Below are 20655 nucleotides of genomic sequence, written 5' to 3' on the forward strand. Positions count from 1 at the left end.
CTGGTAACAGAGCCTTATAGGGGCATATGAAAAACCTCCGGCTATGCCGGAGGATATTTATTATTTCTGAATGTAAATAGAATTGGCGCTGGGAATAATAATGGTCAAAAAAAGAATAAAAAAAAGCCCATCATAGAAGACGGGCAAAGACTACACACAGCAATTCACATGTATGGCATTACATTGTTTGGAAATCTTGCTTTAAATCAGGTATTTGAAGCAATAGATGGCAATAATACTAAATATTTAAGCGTCGCCAGTCATTAAGAATCGTCCTAATCAAGTTCCGTATTAGAATTTATTCTAAAGGGAACTCAATTTTATCTGTCTCTAAAAAGATGCATTTACTCAGTATGTTTAATTAATGTTCATAGGGGACGTCACAGCGGCGAGTTTGATAATCGTGGCGGGAGAATTCAAAAAACAAAATGGAGCAGGAGGTTCCTGCCCGGCAGCCCGGACAGGAACGGGGGATTACATCTGTTCCAGTTCTTTTGCGACGTCTTCCAGATCGGTGGTCGGCTCGGGGGCTTCGTTCATCCAGGCGGTGAGCAAACGATAAGACACCGCCAGGACCACCGGGCCGATAAACAAGCCAATCATGCCGAAGGCCAGCAGGCCACCGATAACGCCGGACAGGATCAGGATCATCGGCAGATCGGCGCCCATGCGGATCAGCACTGGCCGCAGCACGTTATCCAGCGTGGCCACCACGCAGCTCCAGACCAGCAACACGGTGCCCCAGGTGGTATCGCCACTCCAGTACAGCCAGATAATGGCCGGCACCAGCACCAGTAACGGCCCCAATTGCGCCACGCAGCAGATAAAGATCAGTACCGTCAGCAGGGTGGCGGCGGGAATGCCGGTTACGGCCAGGCCAATACCGCCCAGTACCGATTGCACCAGCGCGGTGACTACCACACCCAGCGCCACGGCGCGGATCGCCTGACCGCCGAGCACCACCGCCGCGTCGCCTCTTTCGGCACCCAGGCGGGTGGCAAAGTGACGAATGCCCAGAGCCACTTGCTCACCGCGTGCATACAGCAACACGCTAAATAACAGCATCAGCGTGCAATGCAACAGCAGGCGACCAATATGTGCGGCCTGTGCTACGAACCAGGTGGCGGTCTGGCCGAAGTAAGGCTGTACCTTCGCCACCAGTGCGGTTCCGCCGGCGTTCACCAGCGTATGATAGCTGGTGTAGATCTTGTCGCCGATCATCGGGATCGATTGCAGCCAGGCCAGATCGGGAATATGCAGTTTGCCAGGCGTACTGGCCCAGGCAACGATTGGCGCGCTGTTGTCCACTACGCTGCTGACCAGAAGAGAGATTGGCAGGATGAACAGCAGGATCAGCAGCAACGTCATCACGATCACCGCCAGCGAACGCCGTCCCCACAGTATTCTTTGCAGTTTAATCAGCAGCGGCCAGGTGGCGATGACCACCATGCCGGCCCAGGCAAAGCCGAGTATAAAAGGTTGAACGACCCAAAAACAGGCGACGATCATAATGACGATAAACATCACGCCAAAAATGAGCCGTGGCAAATCATATCGGGATTTCGGGATTGTCATGAATGGGTTCTCATTCTGGTAAGTTAACTCCTTGGGGCCGTTTAATCATGGTGCATGTTGGTGAAAAACGACAGGGCGGCACACCTTTTGTTGCGGGCCAAACTGCGGCAGGGCAATTGCAATAATCTGCATGCCTTCACTAAACGAGTATGTTAGTTTTTATCCCTGATAAAAAACAGGGTGGGCCTGAATAAAGGCCTGATTCAGCGTTCATCAGCGCATAAAAATTAGACAGACAGGGTCAAAAATCGAATGATCCCACAAATTTCTCAGGCACCCGGCCTCGTTCAACGGGTGCTCGACTTTTTGGAAGCGTTAAAGCAAAACGGATTCAACGGTGATATCGCCACCAGCTACGCCGACCGGCTGACGATGGCCACCGACAACAGTATCTATCAGTTGCTGCCTGACGCGGTAGTGTTTCCCCGTTCCACCGCTGATGTGGCGCTGATAGCTCGCCTGGCAGCCGAAGAGCGTTTCACTGCGCTGACCTTCAGCCCGCGCGGCGGTGGTACCGGCACCAACGGTCAGTCGCTCAATACCGGTATCGTGGTGGATATGTCGCGCCACATGAACCGCATTCTTGAAATCAACGTCGAGCAGGGCTGGGTCAAGGTTGAGGCCGGGGTGATCAAGGACCAGCTAAACCAGTATCTGCGGCCGTTCGGTTATTTCTTCTCGCCGGAACTGTCCACCAGTAACCGCGCCACGCTTGGCGGTATGATCAACACCGACGCCTCCGGTCAGGGTTCGCTGGTGTACGGCAAAACCTCGGATCACGTGTTGGGCCTGCGGGCGGTGCTGCTGGGCGGCGATATGATTGACACCCGCGCCATGCCGACGCCGCTGGCGGAAACGATTGCCTGCGAAGAGACCGTTGAAGGGCGTATCTATAACCAGGTGCTCAACAGTTGTCGCGATCAGCGCGGGTTGATCCTGGAAAAATTCCCCAAGCTTAATCGCTTCCTGACTGGTTACGATCTGCGCCATGTGTTCAGCGATGATATGCAAACCTTCGATCTGACGCGCATTTTGACCGGCGCCGAAGGGACGCTGGCGTTTATCACCGAAGCGCGGCTGGATATCACGCCGCTGCCGAAAGTGCGCCGACTGGTGAATGTCAAATACGACTCCTTTGATTCCGCCCTGCGCAATGCTCCCTTTATGGTGGAAGCCAAGGCACTGTCGGTCGAGACCATTGACTCCAAGGTATTGAACCTGGCGCGTGAAGACATCGTCTGGCATTCGGTCAATGAACTGATCACCAACGTGCCGGATAAAGAGATGCTGGGTCTGAACATCGTCGAGTTTGCCGGCGATGACAAGGAACTGATCGACCAACAGATGGAGAGTCTGTGCCTGCGGCTGGATGAGTTGATCTCCGGGCAACAGGGCGGGGTGATCGGCTATCAGATCTGTGGCGATCTGGTCGGCATCGAAAGAATTTATAACATGCGTAAAAAAGCGGTCGGGTTATTGGGTAATGCCAAAGGGCGTGCCAAACCGATCCCGTTTGCTGAAGATACCTGCGTGCCGCCGCAGCATCTGGCTGATTACATTGTCGAGTTCCGCCAACTTCTGGACAGCCATAACCTCAGCTACGGCATGTTTGGCCATGTGGATGCCGGCGTCTTGCACGTGCGTCCGGCGCTCGATATGTGCGATCCCCAACAGGAAGTGCTGATGAAGCAGCTTTCTGACCAGGTGGTGGCGCTGACCGCCAAGTATGGCGGCTTGCTGTGGGGGGAACATGGCAAAGGGTTCCGCGCTGAATACAGTCCGGAGTTCTTCGGTGAGCAACTGTACCAGGAACTGCGCCGCATCAAGGCGGTGTTCGATCCGAACAACCGGCTCAACCCCGGTAAAATCTGCCCGCCGTTAGGCGTCGATGCGCCGATGATGAAAGTGGACGCCGCCAAACGCGGTACGCTCGATCGTCGGATCCCGGTCGAAGTGCGCACCTCGTTCCGCGGAGCCATGGAATGTAACGGCAACGGCTTGTGCTTCAATTTTGATGTGCGCAGCCCAATGTGCCCGTCGATGAAGATCACCGGCAACCGCATTCACTCGCCAAAAGGCCGGGCGGCGCTGGTGCGTGAATGGCTGCGCCTGCTGTCCGAGCAGGGCGTCGATCCGCTGGTGCTGGAAAAGCAATTGCCGCAGCAGCGCCTCAGCTTCCGTACCCTGATCGAGAAAACCCGCAATAGCTGGTATGCCGGTAAAGGCGAATATGATTTTTCGCACGAGGTGAAAGAGGCGATGTCCGGCTGCCTGGCCTGTAAAGCCTGCTCCACCCAGTGTCCGATTAAAATTGACGTGCCGGGCTTCCGTTCACGTTTCCTGCAGCTTTACCACACCCGCTATCTGCGACCGGCGCGTGACTATATGGTCGCCGGCGTGGAGAGTTACACCCCGCTGATGGCGAAAGCGCCGAAGGTGTTCAACTTCTTCTTCCGCCAGCCCTGGGTGCGTGAACTGAGCCGCAGCAGTATCGGCATGGTCGATTTGCCGATGCTCTCCAGCCCGACGTTGCGCCAACAGCTTTCCGGCCACGGTGCGTTAACTATGACGCTGGAACAGCTGGAAGCGTTGAGCTCGGAACAGCGTGAACAGCATGTGTTGATCGTGCAGGATCCCTTTACCAGCTATTACGATGCCAAAGTGGTGGCGGACTTTGTACGGCTGGTGGAAAAGTTAGGTTACCGCCCGGTGCTGCTGCCGTTCTCACCCAACGGCAAGGCGCAGCATATCAAAGGCTTCCTGACGCGTTTTGCCCGTACTGCGCGCAAGACCGCCGATTTTCTCAACCGGGTGGCCAAGCTCGGCATGCCGCTGGTGGGGGTCGATCCCGCCCTGGTGCTGTGTTACCGCGATGAATATAACGAGATCCTCGGGGAAACTCGTGGCGACTTCCAGGTGCAGTTGGTACACGAATGGTTGCAGCAACTGCTGGCCGAGCGTGCGGAACAGCCGGCGACCGGTGAAGCCTGGTACCTGTTTGGCCACTGTACCGAGACCACGGCGTTGCCGACCAGCGGCCAACATTGGACGTCGATCTTTGCACGCTTTGGCGCCAGGCTGGAAAATGTCAGCGTCGGTTGCTGCGGCATGGCGGGGACTTACGGCCATGAAGTGAAGAACCTGCAGAATTCGCTCGGCATTTATGAGCTATCATGGCACCAGGCGCTGCAACGTTTGCCGCGGCAACGTTGCCTGGCAACCGGTTATTCCTGCCGCAGCCAGGTCAAACGCATTGAGGGTAACGGTGTACGACACCCATTACAGGCACTTCTGGAGATGATTGAGTGAAACTGTGGAAAAGAGAAACAACGCTGGAACAATTAAACCAGGCCGGTGAAGGCTGCATGGTCAGCCATGTCGGGATCCGCTTTACCCGGCTGGAAGAAGATTACCTCGAGGCGACCATGCCGGTCGACCAGCGCACCCGGCAGCCGTTTGGCCTGCTGCACGGCGGGGCATCGGTTGTGCTGGCGGAGTCGATGGGATCAATGGCCGGTTACCTGTGCTGTGAAGGCGAGCAGAAAGTGGTGGGGTTGGAAATCAACGCCAACCATTTGCGAGCCGCATTTGAAGGCGAAGTCCGCGGCGTGTGTCGTGCGCTGCATATTGGCCGCCGTCATCAGGTTTGGCAGATCGAAATCTTCGATTCACGCGATCGTCTGTGCTGCACCTCACGCCTGACTACCGCCGTCATCGATTAAGCGTTTTACCCCGCAGGCAGCCCTGTCTGCGGGTATTTTTGTCGTTCAACTGGGTTACAGCTGAAAAGGCACCCGCTTGACGAAGTCCTTCTGGAAGGCATTGGCCTTCTCCCAGGTGCCTTCCATCGCATATTTCTGACAAATCAAGGTCAGGGTATGGCGGGCAAAATGATAGCTCTGAACCCGGAACAGCTGGCAGCGCTGTGGATTATTGATTTCCACGATCAGCCGATTATGCAGTTTGCTCAGCGCATGCAGGTAGCTTTCATCATCGCCATTCTCCAGACACAGGTTAGCCATATTCAGGCTGACGTTGTTATAGCGTTTCAGGTGGTTGACGTTGCACTCCGGCCGTCGAAGCGATGCTTCCGCCATGTAGAAATCTACCGTGGCGTCGCGCACGCTGAATTTGTAGTCATCAATTTTGCCCAGCAGCCACGCATTCATCGAGATATTCATTTGCCCGCGCTCAATTTGAATTGAATGATAATCATTATCATATTTATTGACGCGTTGGTGATCAATCATTCTGTTGAAATATTTATTGCCGGCAGGGGATGGATTGGGGCGGGGACAACCCAATATAGCCAGTAACGACTAAACTTTAATCAGAGGTTGCCGTTTCCGTTGGCTCAGTCGGGTGAGCGGAATGGCGTGAAATGCGCCTTATTGTCGATAAACGCATTTTTAAGACAGACAAAATGCAGAAATAGGTATTTTCTATGAATGTTTAAATCGACAGAAAAAGTCCGGCCCTGTAAAGCGTTCGAGCCAATGGGCAAGCGTAATGGTGATACAGGATGTGCAGTAAATTCATAAGGATAAAATGATTCCATTTCCGACCGGCAGCGTCTGACGCGCTGACTGTCCCGCGCGCTTGCCGCATGCCGAAGTGAAAATCCGGGCTTTTCGCGGATACCCCTGTAAAACAAACGGTTGAAGTGATAATCGTTATCACTAACATAGTAGCAACCCAGATTGGCTGTGGTAAAACACGAGTGTGAGGTAGGCCATATGCAAACGGAAAATGTCGGCACTTTTTCTCTGGACGAAAATGTCTGGCAAGGCATTTTGCTCAGTGACAATGCCGTACAACAAATCAGTAAATTAATGCAGCAGGATCCACAGGTGAAAGGGCTGCAACTCGGGGTGAAGCAATCAGGCTGCGCCGGGTTTGCCTATGTGTTGGATCTCACCCGTGCGCCTGCCGACGACGACCTGCTGTTTGAGCGCGATGGCGCCAGGCTGTATGTGCCGTTGAAAGCCATGCCGTTTATCGATGGCACCACGGTGGATTTTGTCCGTGAAGGGCTGAATCAGATCTTCAAATTTAATAACCCTAAAGCTCAGCATGCCTGCGGGTGCGGCGAGAGTTTTGGCGTTTGAGCGATGCAATCAACATGACACGAAGCAATGTAGAAATGCCTAATGAAGTGCAGGCTTGGGTCAGCGAAGGTCGCTACAAAGAAGGTTTTTTTACCCAGTTGGCTACCGATGAGTTAGCGATGGGCATCAACGAAGACGTGGTGCGCGCTATCTCGGCCAAGCGTAATGAACCTGAGTGGATGCTGGAGTTCCGCCTCGAGGCCTACCGTGCCTGGCTGCAAATGGAAGAGCCGCACTGGCTGAAAGCGAACTACGACCGCCTGAACTATCAGGATTACAGCTATTACTCGGCGCCGTCCTGCGGCAGCTGCGATGACGCCTGCGGCTCACAGCCTGGCGCAGAACAGCAACCTGGTGCACCGACGGACAACAACTACCTGACCAGCGAGGTTGAACTGGCGTTTAACCAGCTCGGCGTCCCGGTGCGTGAAGGCAGCGAAGTGGCGGTAGACGCCATCTTTGACTCGGTCTCGGTGTCGACCACTTACCGGGAAAAGCTGGCGGAGAGCGGGGTGATTTTCTGCTCGTTCGGTGAAGCTATCCATGAATACCCGGACCTGGTGCGTAAATACCTCGGCCGCGTGGTGCCTTCTAACGACAATTTCTTTGCTGCATTGAATGCGGCGGTGGCCTCCGACGGGACCTTCGTCTACGTGCCGAAGGGCGTGCGCTGTCCGATGGAGCTGTCGACCTATTTCCGCATCAACGCCGCCAAAACCGGCCAGTTCGAGCGCACTATTCTGATCGCCGATGAAGGCAGCTATGTCAGCTACATCGAAGGCTGCTCGGCCCCGGTGCGCGACAGCTATCAGCTGCATGCGGCGGTGGTGGAAGTGATCCTGCACAAAGACGCCGAAGTGAAATATTCGACGGTGCAGAACTGGTTCTCCGGCGGCGACAGCAAGGGCGGTATCCTCAACTTTGTTACCAAGCGTGCGCTGTGTGAAGGCGCGGGCTCGAAAATGTCCTGGACCCAGTCGGAAACCGGCTCGGCGATCACCTGGAAATACCCGAGTGTGATCCTGCAGGGCGACAACTCTATCGGTGAGTTCTTCTCGGTGGCGCTGACCAGTGGTCATCAGCAGGCGGACACCGGCACCAAGATGATCCACATCGGCAAGAACACCCGTTCGACCATCATCGCCAAAGGCATTTCTGCCGGGCACAGTGAGAATACCTACCGCGGTCTGGTGAAGATCCTGCCTGGGGCGGAAAACGCGCGTAACTTTACGCAGTGTGACTCGATGCTGATTGGGCCGGATAGCGGCGCCCACACCTTCCCGTATGTTGAAGCGCGTAACAATAGTGCGCAGCTGGAACACGAGGCTACCACCTCAAAAATTGGTGATGACCAGCTGTTTTATTGTCTGCAGCGCGGCATCAGTGAAGACAATGCCATTTCGATGATCGTCAACGGATTCTGTAAGGACGTGTTCTCAGAGCTGCCGCTGGAGTTCGCCGTTGAGGCACAGAAGTTATTGGCCATCAGCCTGGAACACAGCGTGGGCTAAATGCCGGATTTACAGCGCGACAGCGCGACCTAAGGACACTGCATGTTAAGTATCAAGAATTTAAAAGTCAGCGCGGAAGGCAACGAGATCCTCAAGGGCCTGGATCTGGAAATCAAACCGGGTGAAGTGCATGCCATCATGGGGCCGAACGGCTCGGGCAAGAGCACGCTTTCAGCCACCCTGGCCGGGCGCGAAGAGTACGAAGTGACCGCGGGCGAAGTCACCTTCAAAGGCAAGGACCTGCTCGAACTGGCCCCGGAAGATCGTGCCGGTGAAGGGGTGTTCCTGGCGTTCCAGTATCCGGTGGAGATCCCCGGCGTCAGCAACCATTTCTTCCTGCAGACCTCGGTCAACGCGGTACGTAAATACCGTGAGCAAGAACCGCTTGATCGCTTCGATTTCGCTGATTTTATCGAAGAGAAAATTGAACTGCTGAACATGCCGCCCGATCTGCTGACCCGTTCGGTTAACGTTGGCTTCTCCGGCGGTGAAAAAAAGCGCAATGACATCCTGCAGATGGCCGCACTGGAGCCGGACCTGTGCATTCTGGATGAAACCGACTCCGGTCTGGATATCGATGCGCTGAAGATCGTCGCCAATGGGGTTAACTCACTGCGGGACGGCAAGCGCTCGTTCATTATCGTCACGCACTACCAGCGTATCCTGGATTACATCAAACCGGATTACGTCCATGTTCTTTCCCAGGGCCGCATCGTTAAATCCGGTGATTTCTCCCTGGTGAAACAGTTGGAGGAGCAGGGCTATGGCTGGCTTACCGACGAACAATAATTCACGCGCGCTGCAGCAGCTTTACAGCCTGTTTGAAGCCCGCGGCGGTGAGCATTCCGCCCATGCGCTGGCTCACTGGCAACAGGCTTTACGCCTGGGCTGGCCGACCCGCAAGCATGAAAACTGGAAATACACCCCGTTGGAAGGCTTGCTGGAACAACAGTTCCTGGAACCGCAGCCGGAGCCGGTCACGGCCGCTCAGCGGGATGCACTGGCGCTGGATATTGACGCTTACCGGTTGGTGTTTATCGACGGACGCTTCTGCGCGGCGTTGAGTGACAGCGAACTGGGCGATTACCAGTTTGACGTGGCGCCTTACGGGACGCTACAGGCGCTGCCGGAACCGATCCAGGCCGAAATCTTCCTGCATCTGACTGAGAGTCTGGCGCAAGAAACCAGCTTTATCCGCGTTGCGGCCGGCAAGATTGCGCAGCGGCCGTTGTATCTGCTGCATATCAGCAGTGGACGCGGTGCTGAAGGTGAAGTGAATACCGTTCATCACCGTCATCACCTTGAAATTGCGCGTAATGCCCAGGCTGAGGTGATCGAACATTATGTCAGCCTGAACGATGCCGCACATTTCACCGGGGCACGCCTGACCGCCAACGTGGGCGACAATGCTCAACTGCATCACTGCAAACTGGCGTTTGAAAGTCAGCCGAGTTACCACTTCGCCCATAACGATCTGGTGATTGGCCGCGATGCGCGGGTCAAGAGCGACAGCTTCCTGCTTGGTGCGGGGCTGACGCGACATAACACCAGCGCGCAGCTCAACGGTGAAGGCTCCAACCTGACGATCAACAGCCTGGTGCTGCCGGTCGGCAAGGAAATCTGCGATACCCGCACTTACCTGGAGCATAACAAGGGTTACTGCGAGAGCCGCCAACTGCACAAAGTGGTGGTTAGCGATCGCGCCAAAGCGGTGTTTAACGGCATGATCAAGGTGGCCAAACACGCGATTAAAACCGATGGCCAGATGACCAACCACAACCTGCTGTTGGGCAAGGTGGCGGAAGTGGATACCAAGCCACAACTGGAAATCTACGCCGATGACGTGAAGTGCAGCCACGGCGCGACCGTTGGGCGTATCGATGAAGAGCAGCTGTTTTATCTGCAATCGCGTGGCATCGACAAGCATGCGGCGCAGCAGATGATTATCTTTGCCTTCGCCGCTGAACTGACCGAGGGCATCGGCAACGAGACCATCCGCGAATCGGTGCTGGCGCGCATTGCGCAGCGCCTGCCGGGGGAGGCAGCATGAGTTTTCCGATTGAACGGGTACGCAGTGACTTTCCGCTGTTGGCGCGTGAGGTCAATGGCCAGCCGCTGGCTTACCTCGACAGCGCTGCCAGCGCTCAGAAACCGCAGGCAGTCATCGATCGCGAACTGGATTTCTACCGTCATGGCTACGCGGCGGTGCACCGTGGCATCCACACCCTGAGCGCCGAAGCGACGCAGGAAATGGAAGCGGTGCGTGAAAAGGTAGCGGCGTTTATCAATGCCGGTTCGGCCGAAGAGATTGTGTTCGTCAAGGGCACCACCGAAGGCATCAACCTGGTGGCCAACAGTTTTGGCCGCCATTTCCTGCAGCCCGGTGACAGCATTATCATCACCGAGATGGAGCACCATGCCAATATCGTGCCCTGGCAGATGCTGGCGCAGGAACGCGGGCTGAACCTGCGCGTCTGGCCGCTACAGCCAAAAGGCACCCTGGATTTGGCCCAGTTGCCTGGGCTGATCGACTCGTCCACCAAACTGCTGGCCCTGACCCAGGTATCCAACGTGCTGGGCACGGTGAACCCGGTGCAGGAAATTACGGCGCAGGCGAAGGCCGCCGGTCTGAAAGTGCTGATCGATGGTGCTCAGGCGGTGATGCACCAGCGGGTGGATGTTCAGGCGCTGGATTGCGATTTCTACGTGTTCTCCGGTCATAAGCTGTATGGGCCTTCCGGCATCGGTATTCTTTACGGTCGTCAGGCGCTGTTGCAGCAAATGCCACCCTGGGAAGGGGGTGGCTCGATGATCCAACAGGTCAGCCTGACTCACGGCACCACCTACGCCGCGCCGCCATGGCGCTTTGAGGCGGGTTCGCCCAACACCGCCGGTATGATGGGGCTGGGGGCGGCAATTGACTATGTGAATGCGCTGGGGCTGGAGGCAATTGGTGACTACGAGCAATCGCTGATGCATTACGCGCTGGAAGCGTTGCAACAGGTGCCCCGGCTTAAAATCTACGGCCCGGCGGAGCGCGCGGGTGTGATTGCCTTTAACCTGGGTGAGCACCACGCCTATGATGTCGGCAGTTTCCTGGATCAGTACGGCATTGCTATTCGCACCGGCCACCATTGCGCGATGCCGCTGATGGCGTTCTATAATGTGCCGAGCATGTGCCGCGCTTCATTGGCGTTATATAACACGCGCGATGAAGTAGACCGGCTGGTGGCCGGGTTGCAGCGCATCCAAAAACTGCTGGGATAGGAAAGACCGGGGGTTAATCCCTCCGGGTGAATAAATACCTGTAGTCAGTGATATGGGGTCGGCATGCCGGCCCCTGAATGATTGAAAGGATCCTCATGGCGAACTTGCCGGACAAAGAAAAGTTAGTACGTAATTTCTCCCGTTGCCTGAACTGGGAAGATAAGTATCTGTATGTCATCGAACTGGGCGCCAAGCTGCCGGCGCTTGACGATAGCGAACGCCAGGCGGGCAATCTGATTTCCGGCTGTCAGAGCCAGGTGTGGATTGTGATGCGACTGGACGAGCAAGGGCAGGTCGAGTTTCACGGCGACAGCGATGCGGCGATCGTCAAAGGACTGCTGGCCGTGGTGTTTATTCTTTATCACCAAATGACGCCACAGCAGATTATCGAATTGGATGTTCGTCCCTTCTTTGCCGAATTGGCGTTGAGCCAACACCTGACGCCTTCGCGTTCGCAAGGGTTAGAGGCGATGATCCGCGCTATCCGCAGTCAGGCTGCCAAGCTCTGACATAGTGGTATGACTCATTGATACGGTGCTGGTATTGGCTGTGTCAATGAGTCTTTACAAAGCCCGGCAAGCCTCGCCATCCGCTCTGCAAATCAGTGACATATCAGCAGCTTACCCCTTGACGTTGCATTGACAAATCTATAAAGCAATTACGTTATAACATGTTGATTTTTAGAGGACTTATTGCCTTTAACGTCAGCATTGCTAGTATTAATCAGGTCTTGTCTGATTTACCCGCCGCCAAGTGCCCGTTAGCCTTGTGGCCGAACCGTAATAAGCATAATAGGGATGATAATGAAACGTGCGTTGAGTTTAATGGGCATGCTATTTGCCACCGTACTGACTGGCACCCAAGCCGCCAGTGCGAGCGAATATCCGCTGCCGCCGCCGGACAGCCGTCTGATTGGCGAGAATACCACCCATACCGTTCCAAACGATGGGCGTCCGCTGGAGGCCATTGCCGCCGACTATCAAATCGGTCTGTTGGGCATGCTGGAGGCCAACCCTGGCACAGACCCGTTCCTGCCCAAGCCAGGTTCGGTATTAACTATCCCGACCCAAATGCTGCTGCCGGACACCAAGCGTGAAGGTATCGTGGTCAACCTGGCTGAACTGCGCCTGTACTATTACCCGAAAGGTGAGAACAAGGTGATCGTTTATCCTATCGGTATCGGCCAGACCGGGATGCACACTCCGCTGCAGGTCACTTCCGTCAGCCAAAAAATCCCGAACCCGACCTGGACGCCAACGGCCAATATCCGTAAACGCTACCTGGAAAAAGGGGTGAAACTGCCAGGGGTGGTGCCGGCCGGTCCTGAAAACCCAATGGGCCTGTTCGCCATGCGTCTGGCCATGGGGCACGGTGAATATCTGATCCACGGTACTAACGCCAACTTTGGTATCGGTATGCGCGTCAGTTCCGGCTGTATCCGCCTGCGTCCAACGGATATCGAGGCACTGTTCAATATGGTACCGCGCGGGACTCGCGTGCAGGTGATTAACGATCCGGTAAAAATCTCTGTTGAGCCGGACGGTAAGCGCTACGTAGAGGTGCATCAGCCACTGTCTAGAGTGGAGAGTGACGATCCGCAGACCATGCCGATCACCTTGTCGAAAGCCGAGAAAGCTTTTGTGGGTGATGCGCAGACCGATAAGGCGGTGTTCGACAGTGCGGTTGTACGCCGCTCTGGCATGCCGGTGCTGGTTAACCTGGGGCAGAGCCCGTCTGAAGTCAGTTTAACGCCTGTAGCCCCGCAGGAAGCGAATAAAGGCCTATTCAAGAGCGCACCTATCAGCTCGGTGAATTAAAAACGGTCGTAATGGGTAATTCTGAGGGGTTCAGCGTGCTGAGCCCTTTTTTTTCGCCTGGTGGCAAGGGGGAGAAGTAGGGGGGATTTGCAGACAAAAAAAACGGCGCACAGTGTGCGCCGTTTTCATTAACCGAAGCAAACTTACTTTTTGTAAGCGTGTGCTTGGTTGTCCAGGCGCTGGTTAGCACGTGCTGCGTCGTCTTTAGCTGCTTGAACGTCAGAACGGATTGCGTTCACGTCGTTGCTCAGCTGGTCAACTTTAGCGTTCAGAGTCTGAACGTCAGAAGACAGTTGATCGATTTTAGCATTGCTTGAACAGCCTGCCAGCATAGTGGAAGCCAGGATTACCGCGCCCAGTACCAGTTTAGTACGATTCATTATAACACCCTCTAGATTGAGTTAATCTCCATGTAGCGTTACAAGTATTACACAAACTTTTTTCGAAAGAGAATAATTTTTTTGGATTGGAGTGCTTTATTTTGATCGTTCGCTCAAACTTGCATCTTCTTTTGAAAAATAGTTAAAAAATGTAGGGAAAACAGCCGGATTCCATGGGACAACTCCGATTTGTAATTAGCTAAATAATGAGCAATCCACGGTTGCGTTTTTGAGAAAACAGTTTACTAGTGTTAAAAAAAACGCCGCTAAGCGGCGTTTTTGTCAAAATAATTATGTCACGTTTTATATTAAAGCACGTGAACCGAGGCAGTATTGGTTGTGCCGCTTGGTACCAGAGCACCAGAAACCATCACCACAACGTCGCCTTTTTGTGCCAAACCACTGGCCAGTGCCGCTTCTTTTCCGATGCGATAGAAGTCGTCGGTAGAGGCAATTTCCTTGACCATCTGTGGGATCACGCCCTTGGTCAGGATCAACTGATGAGCGGTAGTTTCGTTGGTGGTCAGCGCCAGGATCACCGCGTTAGGGAAATATTTACGCACAGACTTGGCTGACTTGCCGCCGCTGGTGGCAACCACGATCAGTGGCGCATCCAGTTTCTCTGCGGTTTCAACCGCACCGCGGCATACGGCTTCGGTGATGCGCAGCTTGCGGTTGTCATGCAGGCTGTCGATACGGCTTGGCATCACGCGATCGGTGCGCTCACAGATGGTCGCCATGATGGTAACGGCTTCCAGCGGGTATTTGCCCTTGGCGCTCTCGCCAGACAGCATGACGGCGTCGGTACCGTCCAGAATGGCGTTAGCCACGTCGCCGGCTTCTGCACGAGTAGGGCGCGGGTTCTTGATCATGGAATCGAGCATTTGGGTGGCGGTGATCACCACTTTACGTGCACGGTTACATTTTTCGATCATCATCTTCTGAGCGAAGATCACTTCTTCTACCGGGATTTCAACGCCCAGATCGCCACGAGCAACCATGATGCCGTCAGAAGCTTCGAGGATCTCGTCGAAGTTGTTCAGACCTTCCTGGTTTTCGATTTTGGAGATGATTTGGATCTGTGCGCCGCCGTGGGCTTTCAGGTGCTCACGAATTTCCAGCACGTCAGAACGCTTGCGGATGAAGGAAGCGGCAACGAAGTCCACACCCTGTTCGCAGCCGAAAATCAGGTCGCGTTTGTCTTTCTCAGCCAGTGCAGGCAGTTGGATGGAAACACCCGGCAGGTTAACGCCTTTGTTTTCGCCCAGGTCGCCGCTGTTCAGCACCTTACAAACCACTTCGTTTTCGGTGACGTTGGTGACTTCCATGCCGATCAGGCCGTCATCTACCAATACGGTGTTACCGATTTTCAGATCAGCGCTAAAGCCGGCGTAGGTTACTGCAACACGTTCGTTGTTGCCGATAACGCTCTGATCGGTGGTGAAAGTGAAGGTCTGGCCGGCAACCAGCGCAGCGTCTTTGCCGCCTTCCAGTTTCATGGTGCGGATTTCCGGGCCTTTGGTATCCAGCAGGATACCGGCGTTCTGACCGGTTTTCGCCATCACGGCGCGCATGTTCTTGATGCGGTTGCCGTGCTCTTGGTAATCGCCGTGGGAGAAGTTAAGGCGCATTACGTTCATGCCTGCATTCAGCAGGTTGGTCAGCATTTCTTCCGATTCGGTTTTTGGACCGATGGTACAAACAATTTTGGTCTTTTTCATGACGGATTTTTCTACAAGTTGTGATGGATAATAAAACGAATAAAACCAGCGGTCAGGCCACTGATAAGGGATTTGAGTCGCGCCTGGTGATGCAAAACACAGTTAAGGATAGGTGACCAGAGTCGAAATGGGGCGGAAAAATTCAGCCCGCGCCGGGATGCGGGGATGCTGCGCAACGTGATGAGATGAAAATGTGTTGTTATTGCGTTTTCGCAGATCAAGGGCTGAAACCATTCAACTGAAAGACGTTGCGCATTATAAAGGCTAAGCGGCGGGAAACAAAATAAAAAACCGGTGTAAAACCTCGGTTCTGTCAAATCAGCAGCAAATAGGGCGCAAATGCAAACCCACAGCGGGTGTTTGTTGCGCAAATAACCTTTTTACGAATGCGTGTATTGCGCGGTCAGTTTGTGGTGACGATTTCCCACAGCGTACCGGCCGTCAGACAGAAACAGCCGCTGGCGGTGTTAGCGGGGATCGCGATGGTTTCACCGGCGACCACCACCTGGCTGTCGTTACCTACGGTGAATTCAAACTCACCGGAGACCACTTGCGTTTGCAGAGCATAATCGCGCTTTTGCAACTGGCCAAAGGTACCGGCGTCAAACTTCACTTCCGTGGCACGGGCACCGTTGCTCATGACGCCTTGTCGGCGGATGAGGCCGTTGTCGAGTTTCTCAAACGGGGTCTCTGCGGTAAATGTCAGCATGGGATCGGTCCTGATAAGATATTCGCCTTGATGATACCTGATACGGCTTGCGGTGACAGGAGCAAAGCTACGGGATCGGACTGGCGAGTTAACGGTAGAGAAAGTGTGAGTCGATAGGGTGGTGCTGAGGAAACAATGATTTGGTGCGTCCGAGTGGACTCGAACCACCGACCCCCACCATGTCAAGGTGGTGCTCTAACCAACTGAGCTACGGACGCACTGCACTGCTTTTAGAAATTTGGTGCGTCCGAGTGGACTCGAACCACCGACCCCCACCATGTCAAGGTGGTGCTCTAACCAACTGAGCTACGGACGCACTGTACTGCTGTTAGGAATTTGGTGCGTCCGAGTGGACTCGAACCACCGACCCCCACCATGTCAAGGTGGTGCTCTAACCAACTGAGCTACGGACGCATCTTTTCCTGTCTGTCATGGCTGACAGCGGGGACGAATATTAACGAGCTACCCGCGTGCTGGCAAGGAGAAAAACGTAATTTTATCCGGTATTTCACGCGATTGCTGCGCTTGTGTGCAGTGCGGTGGTTTTTTCTGCAAACAAGGGTGATGAAGTTGTCGACCGGGTTAACTTCCCGGTCGACAACAACAGTTAGCGGGCAGAACGCTGCAGGATCAGCGCCGCCGGCTGTTTTTGCAGCCAACGCATGCGCATGGCCATCATGATGGCGGCGAAAGTCAGGCCAATGATAAAGCCAATCCAGAATCCGCTTGGCCCCATCGCCGGTACCACGACGTCGGTCAGCGCCAGCAGATAACCGCTCGGCAGACCCAGGATCCAATAAGCGACAAAGGTGATGAAGAAGATCGAGCGGGTATCTTTATAGCCACGCAGAATACCGCTGCCGATCACCTGAATAGAATCGGATATCTGGTAAATGGCCGCCAACAACATCAGGTGCGATGCCATGGCAACCACCGCCGGGCTGTCGTTATACAGCAGGGCGATTTGTTCCCGGAAGGTGGCGGTAAACAGCGCAGTGCAACAGGCCATGGCGATGCCGACGGCAATAGCTGCGTAGGCGGCAATTCGCGCCCCTTCGACCGAGCCTTCGCCCAACCGATAGCCGACGCGGATAGTCGCGCTGACGCCCAGTGACAATGGCAAGACGAACATCAGTGCGCTGAAGTTAAGTGCAATCTGGTGCCCGGCCACGGAAACAATGCCCAGCGGCGAAACCAGCAGGGCGACGACGGCGAACAGCGTGACTTCAAAGAACAGCGCCAGTGCCACCGGCAGGCCAATGCCGAACAGACGTTTCATTGCCGGCAAGTCGGGGCCTTTGCTGCTGCCTTCATGCGGCAGAATATCGCGCTGTGACGGGGCGCGTTTAACATACCAGCGCATCGCCAGGAACATAAACCAGTAGACGCTGCCGGTTGCCACGCCGCAACCGACGCCGCCCAGCTCCGGCATGCCGAACTTGCCGTAGATAAAGATATAGTTAATCGGGATATTCACCAGCAGGCCGAGAAAACCAATTACCATGCCCGGTTTGGTTTTCGATAGCCCTTCACACTGACCACGCAGCACCTGGAAGAACAGATAGCCCGGTGCGCCCCACATGATGGCATGCAAATACCCCACGGCTTTATCCGCCAACTGCGGGTCGATATTGTGCATCATGTCGATGACGAACTTGCTGTTATACAGCACGACAATCACCAACAGTGAGACGATGGCCGCCAGCCAAAAGCCCTGACGAACCTGATGAGCGATACGATCGCGTCGGCCTGCGCCATTAAGCTGTGCGATCACCGGCGTTAGCGCTAGCAGCAGGCCGTGGCCGAACAGAATAGCCGGCAGCCAGATCGAGGTACCGACGGCAACCGCCGCCATATCCGTGGCGCTGTAGGCGCCGGCCATAATGGTATCTACCACGCCCATTGCGGTTTGTGATATTTGCGCGATGATTACCGGGATAGCGAGGGCCAATAAACTACGCGCTTCAATTAAGTACTTCTGCACGCATACACCTTTTCTATTTATTTATGATGGAGGGATGGGTCGTCGCGAAAGGACAACAATTAAAAATAGCGGAATTTTGTCAAAAAGATTGTACCCGCTCGGCGTGGTTAAGCAAATGCTGTGATGAAATAGTTATTAAATGCGCAGGCGCAGATTTTTTGTCGCCCGAGGTTTGGTTTTCCTCGCCAACTGGGGCAAACTGCCTCAAGCGCTTTAAACATTTTCAGAAAGAAGAGGCTTACATGTTCACGGGTATCGTACAGGGCACCGCGCCGCTGGTTGCCATTGATGAAAAATCCAACTTCCGCACTCACGTCATCGACATGCCCACTGAACTGCTGCCTGGGCTCGAGCTTGGCGCATCGGTCTCTCATAATGGCTGCTGCCTGACCGTCACCGCGGTTGAGGGCAACCGCGTCAGCTTTGATTTGATCAAAGAAACGCTGCGCCTGACCAACCTCGGTGAGCTGGCGTTGGGGGACGTGGTCAATATCGAAAGAGCGGCCAAGTTTAATGATGAAATTGGCGGCCACCTGATGTCCGGCCATATTATCTGCACCGCAGAGGTTGCCAAGATTTATACCTCTGAGAATAATCGTCAGGTGTGGCTGCGCATGCCGGACGCGGAACTGATGAAATACGTTCTGCACAAAGGCTTCATTGGCATCGATGGTATTAGTCTGACCATCGGTGAGGTGGTGAATAACCGGTTTTGCGTGCATTTGATCCCGGAAACGTTGGAGCGCACCACTCTGGGCAAAAAACGCCTGGGTGATAAGGTGAATATTGAGATCGATCCACAAACGCAGGCGGTGGTAGACACCGTTGAGCGGGTGTTGGCGAGCCGTGAAGCGGCAATGGCGGCAGCGAGTGCGCTGGCGCAGAAGATCTGACGAACGACAAACTACAGAGGAGCAATCGCGTGAAGTTTTATGGGAAAACGTTGATGTTAACGGCGCTGTTGGCGCTGAGTGCTTGTAGCAGCTCGCCGGAACAGGGTACTGCCAACCCGGCGGTAGATGCAGAGAATGACACCTGCGGTGCGGCGCAATATCAGAGCTATGTCGGTAAACCGATGTCAGCGCTCGAAGGCGTGCAGATTGAATCGCAAGTGCGCGCGATTCCGTATAACTCTGCGGTCACGATGGACTTCAATCTGCGTCGGCTGAATTTCCTCGGCGATAGCGATGATAAAATCATCCGCGTGTATTGCGGCTAATATACCCGCGCTGATCAATGCATAAAAAGAACCCCGGTTAGTGCAAGCTAGCCGGGGTTCTTTCATTATGCTGAGTGATTATTAACGCGTGACGCGAATACCGCCATCAACGCCTTTCGGGCTGAATACCACCTGCCAAAGCTGAATATCACGTGCGCGAAACGCTCCGGCGCAGGCGTTCAGATAATAGCTGAACATGCGTTCGAAACGATCCGAATAACGCTGGGCGAGTTGTGGCCAAGCCTGTTTGAAGCGTTCGTACCAGGCCATCAGGGTGCGATCATAATCGGCGCCAATATTATGCCAATCTTCCATCACAAAACGCCCCTCACTGGCCTGGGCAATATGTGAGATCGACGGCAGACAGCCATTCGGGAAGATATATTTATTGATCCACGGGTCAACATTCATATCTGTCCGATTCGAGCCAATGGTGTGCAGCAGGAACAGGCCGTCCGGTTTTAAATTACGCTCCACCACTTTGAAGTAGGTGGGGTAGTTTTTCGGACCAACGTGCTCGAACATGCCGACAGAAACAATACGGTCAAACTGCAGGTCTAAATCGCGGTAGTCTTGCAAGCGGATTTCGACGTCCAGCCCGGCGCAGTTTTCCTGTGCCAGTTTTTGCTGTTCAGCAGAAATAGTTACGCCCACTACCGAAACACCGTAATTTTTCGCCGCATAGGCGGAAAGTCCGCCCCAGCCACAGCCAATATCCAGCAAGTTCATGCCCGGCTGTAGCTGCAGTTTGTCACAAATCATCCGCAGCTTGGCTTCTTGCGCTTCTTCCAGCGTGGTGGCTTCTTTCCAGTAAGCGCAAGAATATTGCATATAAGGGTCGAGCATCTGCGTAAACAGATCGTTTCCCAGATCGTAATGTTCTTTACCGACTATCCAGGCGCGTTTCTTCGATTGCAAATTGGTGAGTCGCGCGGCGGCAATACGCAGGGTATCTTTTAGATGGCGGGGGAGTTTCTTTTCCAGACCGGCACGGACTACGTGTTGAAAGAATATATCCAGCCGTTCACATTCCCACCAGCCGTCCATATAGCTTTCGCCCAGGCCAAGGGAACCTTCCTGCAGCACGCGTTTAAAAAAATCGGGATTTTTAACCTGAATATCGAATGGGCGCGTGCCGTTAACTTCAATACCGGCCATGCTGAGCATTTCATGGGCGATGCGATACCATTGGTTATCCTGAATGCTCAGATCTTCTATACACGATGAACTCATAGCTTCTCCATCACCTTCTTCTGACTTATGACCCGCCAAAAAATAGCTTAGACAAATTCTGCGGGTGCATACGTTTACCTACGGTAAAAAGTCCCGTGGCGTCTGATATCCGACTATGAACAGAGGAAAAT

At 54.4% G+C, this 20655-nt stretch carries 18 protein-coding genes, 3 tRNA genes and 1 other RNA gene; 11 read left to right on the forward strand and 11 right to left on the reverse strand.

The window, feature by feature from the left end; genetic code table 11:
• Window positions 1-115: 115 nt before the first annotated feature.
• An RNA gene (rprA, locus tag BEI65_RS25600) (antisense sRNA RprA) lies at window positions 116-226 on the reverse strand.
• Between the two features lie 248 nt (window positions 227-474).
• The gene (gene ydiK / locus BEI65_RS25605; RefSeq protein ID WP_099065631.1) at window positions 475-1575 is read right to left on the reverse strand and encodes an AI-2E family transporter YdiK; all 1101 of its coding nucleotides are present in this window, start codon (window positions 1573-1575) and stop codon (window positions 475-477) included.
• Between the two features lie 252 nt (window positions 1576-1827).
• On the opposite strand from ydiK, the gene BEI65_RS25610 reads away from it, so the two are divergent.
• Window positions 1828-4884, forward strand: coding sequence for an FAD-binding and (Fe-S)-binding domain-containing protein (locus tag BEI65_RS25610; RefSeq protein WP_099065632.1), 3057 nt, complete (start codon window positions 1828-1830; stop codon window positions 4882-4884).
• Complete coding sequence (gene menI / locus BEI65_RS25615) at window positions 4881-5297, forward strand: 1,4-dihydroxy-2-naphthoyl-CoA hydrolase (RefSeq protein WP_085116562.1); 417 nt, start codon at window positions 4881-4883, stop codon at window positions 5295-5297. Before BEI65_RS25610 ends, menI begins: the two co-directional genes overlap by 4 nt.
• A gap of 54 nt (window positions 5298-5351) precedes the next feature.
• Here menI and BEI65_RS25620 read toward each other — a convergent pair whose 3' ends face one another.
• Window positions 5352-5756: a hypothetical protein gene (locus BEI65_RS25620; protein WP_085116573.1), complete on the reverse strand. Its 405-nt coding sequence runs from the start codon at window positions 5754-5756 to the stop codon at window positions 5352-5354.
• Between the two features lie 555 nt (window positions 5757-6311).
• On the opposite strand from BEI65_RS25620, the gene sufA reads away from it, so the two are divergent.
• From sufA to BEI65_RS25655, 7 genes are all read left to right on the forward strand, one after another.
• Window positions 6312-6683: a Fe-S cluster assembly scaffold SufA gene (gene sufA / locus BEI65_RS25625; protein WP_085116563.1), complete on the forward strand. Its 372-nt coding sequence runs from the start codon at window positions 6312-6314 to the stop codon at window positions 6681-6683.
• A 14-nt stretch (window positions 6684-6697) separates the two neighbouring features.
• Window positions 6698-8194: a Fe-S cluster assembly protein SufB gene (gene sufB / locus BEI65_RS25630; protein WP_085116564.1), complete on the forward strand. Its 1497-nt coding sequence runs from the start codon at window positions 6698-6700 to the stop codon at window positions 8192-8194.
• A 42-nt stretch (window positions 8195-8236) separates the two neighbouring features.
• Complete coding sequence (gene sufC / locus BEI65_RS25635; protein WP_099065633.1) at window positions 8237-8983, forward strand: Fe-S cluster assembly ATPase SufC; 747 nt, start codon at window positions 8237-8239, stop codon at window positions 8981-8983.
• A complete protein-coding gene (sufD, locus tag BEI65_RS25640; RefSeq protein WP_099065634.1) occupies window positions 8958-10244 on the forward strand; it encodes a Fe-S cluster assembly protein SufD in 1287 nt (428 codons plus the stop codon). The genes sufC and sufD overlap by 26 nt, the downstream gene beginning before the upstream one ends.
• Window positions 10241-11461: a cysteine desulfurase SufS gene (sufS, locus tag BEI65_RS25645; protein WP_099065635.1), complete on the forward strand. Its 1221-nt coding sequence runs from the start codon at window positions 10241-10243 to the stop codon at window positions 11459-11461. The genes sufD and sufS overlap by 4 nt, the downstream gene beginning before the upstream one ends.
• Window positions 11462-11556: 95 nt before the next feature.
• The gene (gene sufE, locus BEI65_RS25650) at window positions 11557-11970 is read left to right on the forward strand and encodes a cysteine desulfuration protein SufE (protein ID WP_099065636.1); all 414 of its coding nucleotides are present in this window, start codon (window positions 11557-11559) and stop codon (window positions 11968-11970) included.
• Window positions 11971-12264: 294 nt separating this feature from the next.
• Entirely contained in the window at window positions 12265-13278 is a 1014-nt protein-coding gene (locus BEI65_RS25655; protein ID WP_099065637.1) for a L,D-transpeptidase family protein, read from the forward strand.
• A gap of 143 nt (window positions 13279-13421) precedes the next feature.
• On the opposite strand, the gene BEI65_RS25660 is transcribed toward BEI65_RS25655, so the two are convergent.
• From BEI65_RS25660 to BEI65_RS25690, 7 genes are all read right to left on the reverse strand, one after another.
• Window positions 13422-13658, reverse strand: coding sequence for a major outer membrane lipoprotein (locus BEI65_RS25660; RefSeq protein ID WP_005165631.1), 237 nt, complete (start codon window positions 13656-13658; stop codon window positions 13422-13424).
• A gap of 308 nt (window positions 13659-13966) precedes the next feature.
• Complete coding sequence (gene pykF, locus BEI65_RS25665) at window positions 13967-15379, reverse strand: pyruvate kinase PykF (protein ID WP_085116570.1); 1413 nt, start codon at window positions 15377-15379, stop codon at window positions 13967-13969.
• A 403-nt stretch (window positions 15380-15782) separates the two neighbouring features.
• On the reverse strand, window positions 15783-16088 hold the full coding sequence (locus BEI65_RS25670; RefSeq protein WP_099065638.1) for a cupin: 306 nt from the start codon (window positions 16086-16088) through the stop codon (window positions 15783-15785).
• A gap of 141 nt (window positions 16089-16229) precedes the next feature.
• A tRNA-Val gene (locus BEI65_RS25675) sits at window positions 16230-16306 on the reverse strand.
• A 21-nt stretch (window positions 16307-16327) separates the two neighbouring features.
• Window positions 16328-16404, reverse strand: a tRNA-Val gene (locus BEI65_RS25680).
• Window positions 16405-16425: 21 nt separating this feature from the next.
• Window positions 16426-16502 (reverse strand) — tRNA-Val (locus BEI65_RS25685).
• A 193-nt stretch (window positions 16503-16695) separates the two neighbouring features.
• A complete protein-coding gene (locus tag BEI65_RS25690) occupies window positions 16696-18072 on the reverse strand; it encodes an MATE family efflux transporter (RefSeq protein WP_099065639.1) in 1377 nt (458 codons plus the stop codon).
• Window positions 18073-18314: 242 nt separating this feature from the next.
• Here BEI65_RS25690 and BEI65_RS25695 point away from each other — a divergent pair, with 242 nt between their 5' ends.
• Both BEI65_RS25695 and BEI65_RS25700 read left to right on the forward strand, forming a co-directional pair.
• Window positions 18315-18965: a riboflavin synthase subunit alpha gene (locus BEI65_RS25695; RefSeq protein WP_099065640.1), complete on the forward strand. Its 651-nt coding sequence runs from the start codon at window positions 18315-18317 to the stop codon at window positions 18963-18965.
• A 29-nt stretch (window positions 18966-18994) separates the two neighbouring features.
• Window positions 18995-19291 (forward strand): I78 family peptidase inhibitor, encoded by a 297-nt coding sequence (locus BEI65_RS25700; RefSeq protein WP_170925020.1) that lies wholly within the window; start codon window positions 18995-18997, stop codon window positions 19289-19291.
• A gap of 81 nt (window positions 19292-19372) precedes the next feature.
• Here BEI65_RS25700 and cfa read toward each other — a convergent pair whose 3' ends face one another.
• Window positions 19373-20524 carry a cyclopropane fatty acyl phospholipid synthase gene (gene cfa, locus BEI65_RS25705; protein ID WP_099065641.1) on the reverse strand — a complete coding sequence of 384 codons (1152 nt, stop codon included), beginning with the start codon at window positions 20522-20524 and terminating at the stop codon, window positions 19373-19375.
• Window positions 20525-20655: the final 131 nt, after the last annotated feature.

The sequence above is a fragment of the Serratia sp. BW106 genome (assembly GCF_002607755.1).
GTDB lineage: Bacteria > Pseudomonadota > Gammaproteobacteria > Enterobacterales > Enterobacteriaceae > Serratia > Serratia proteamaculans.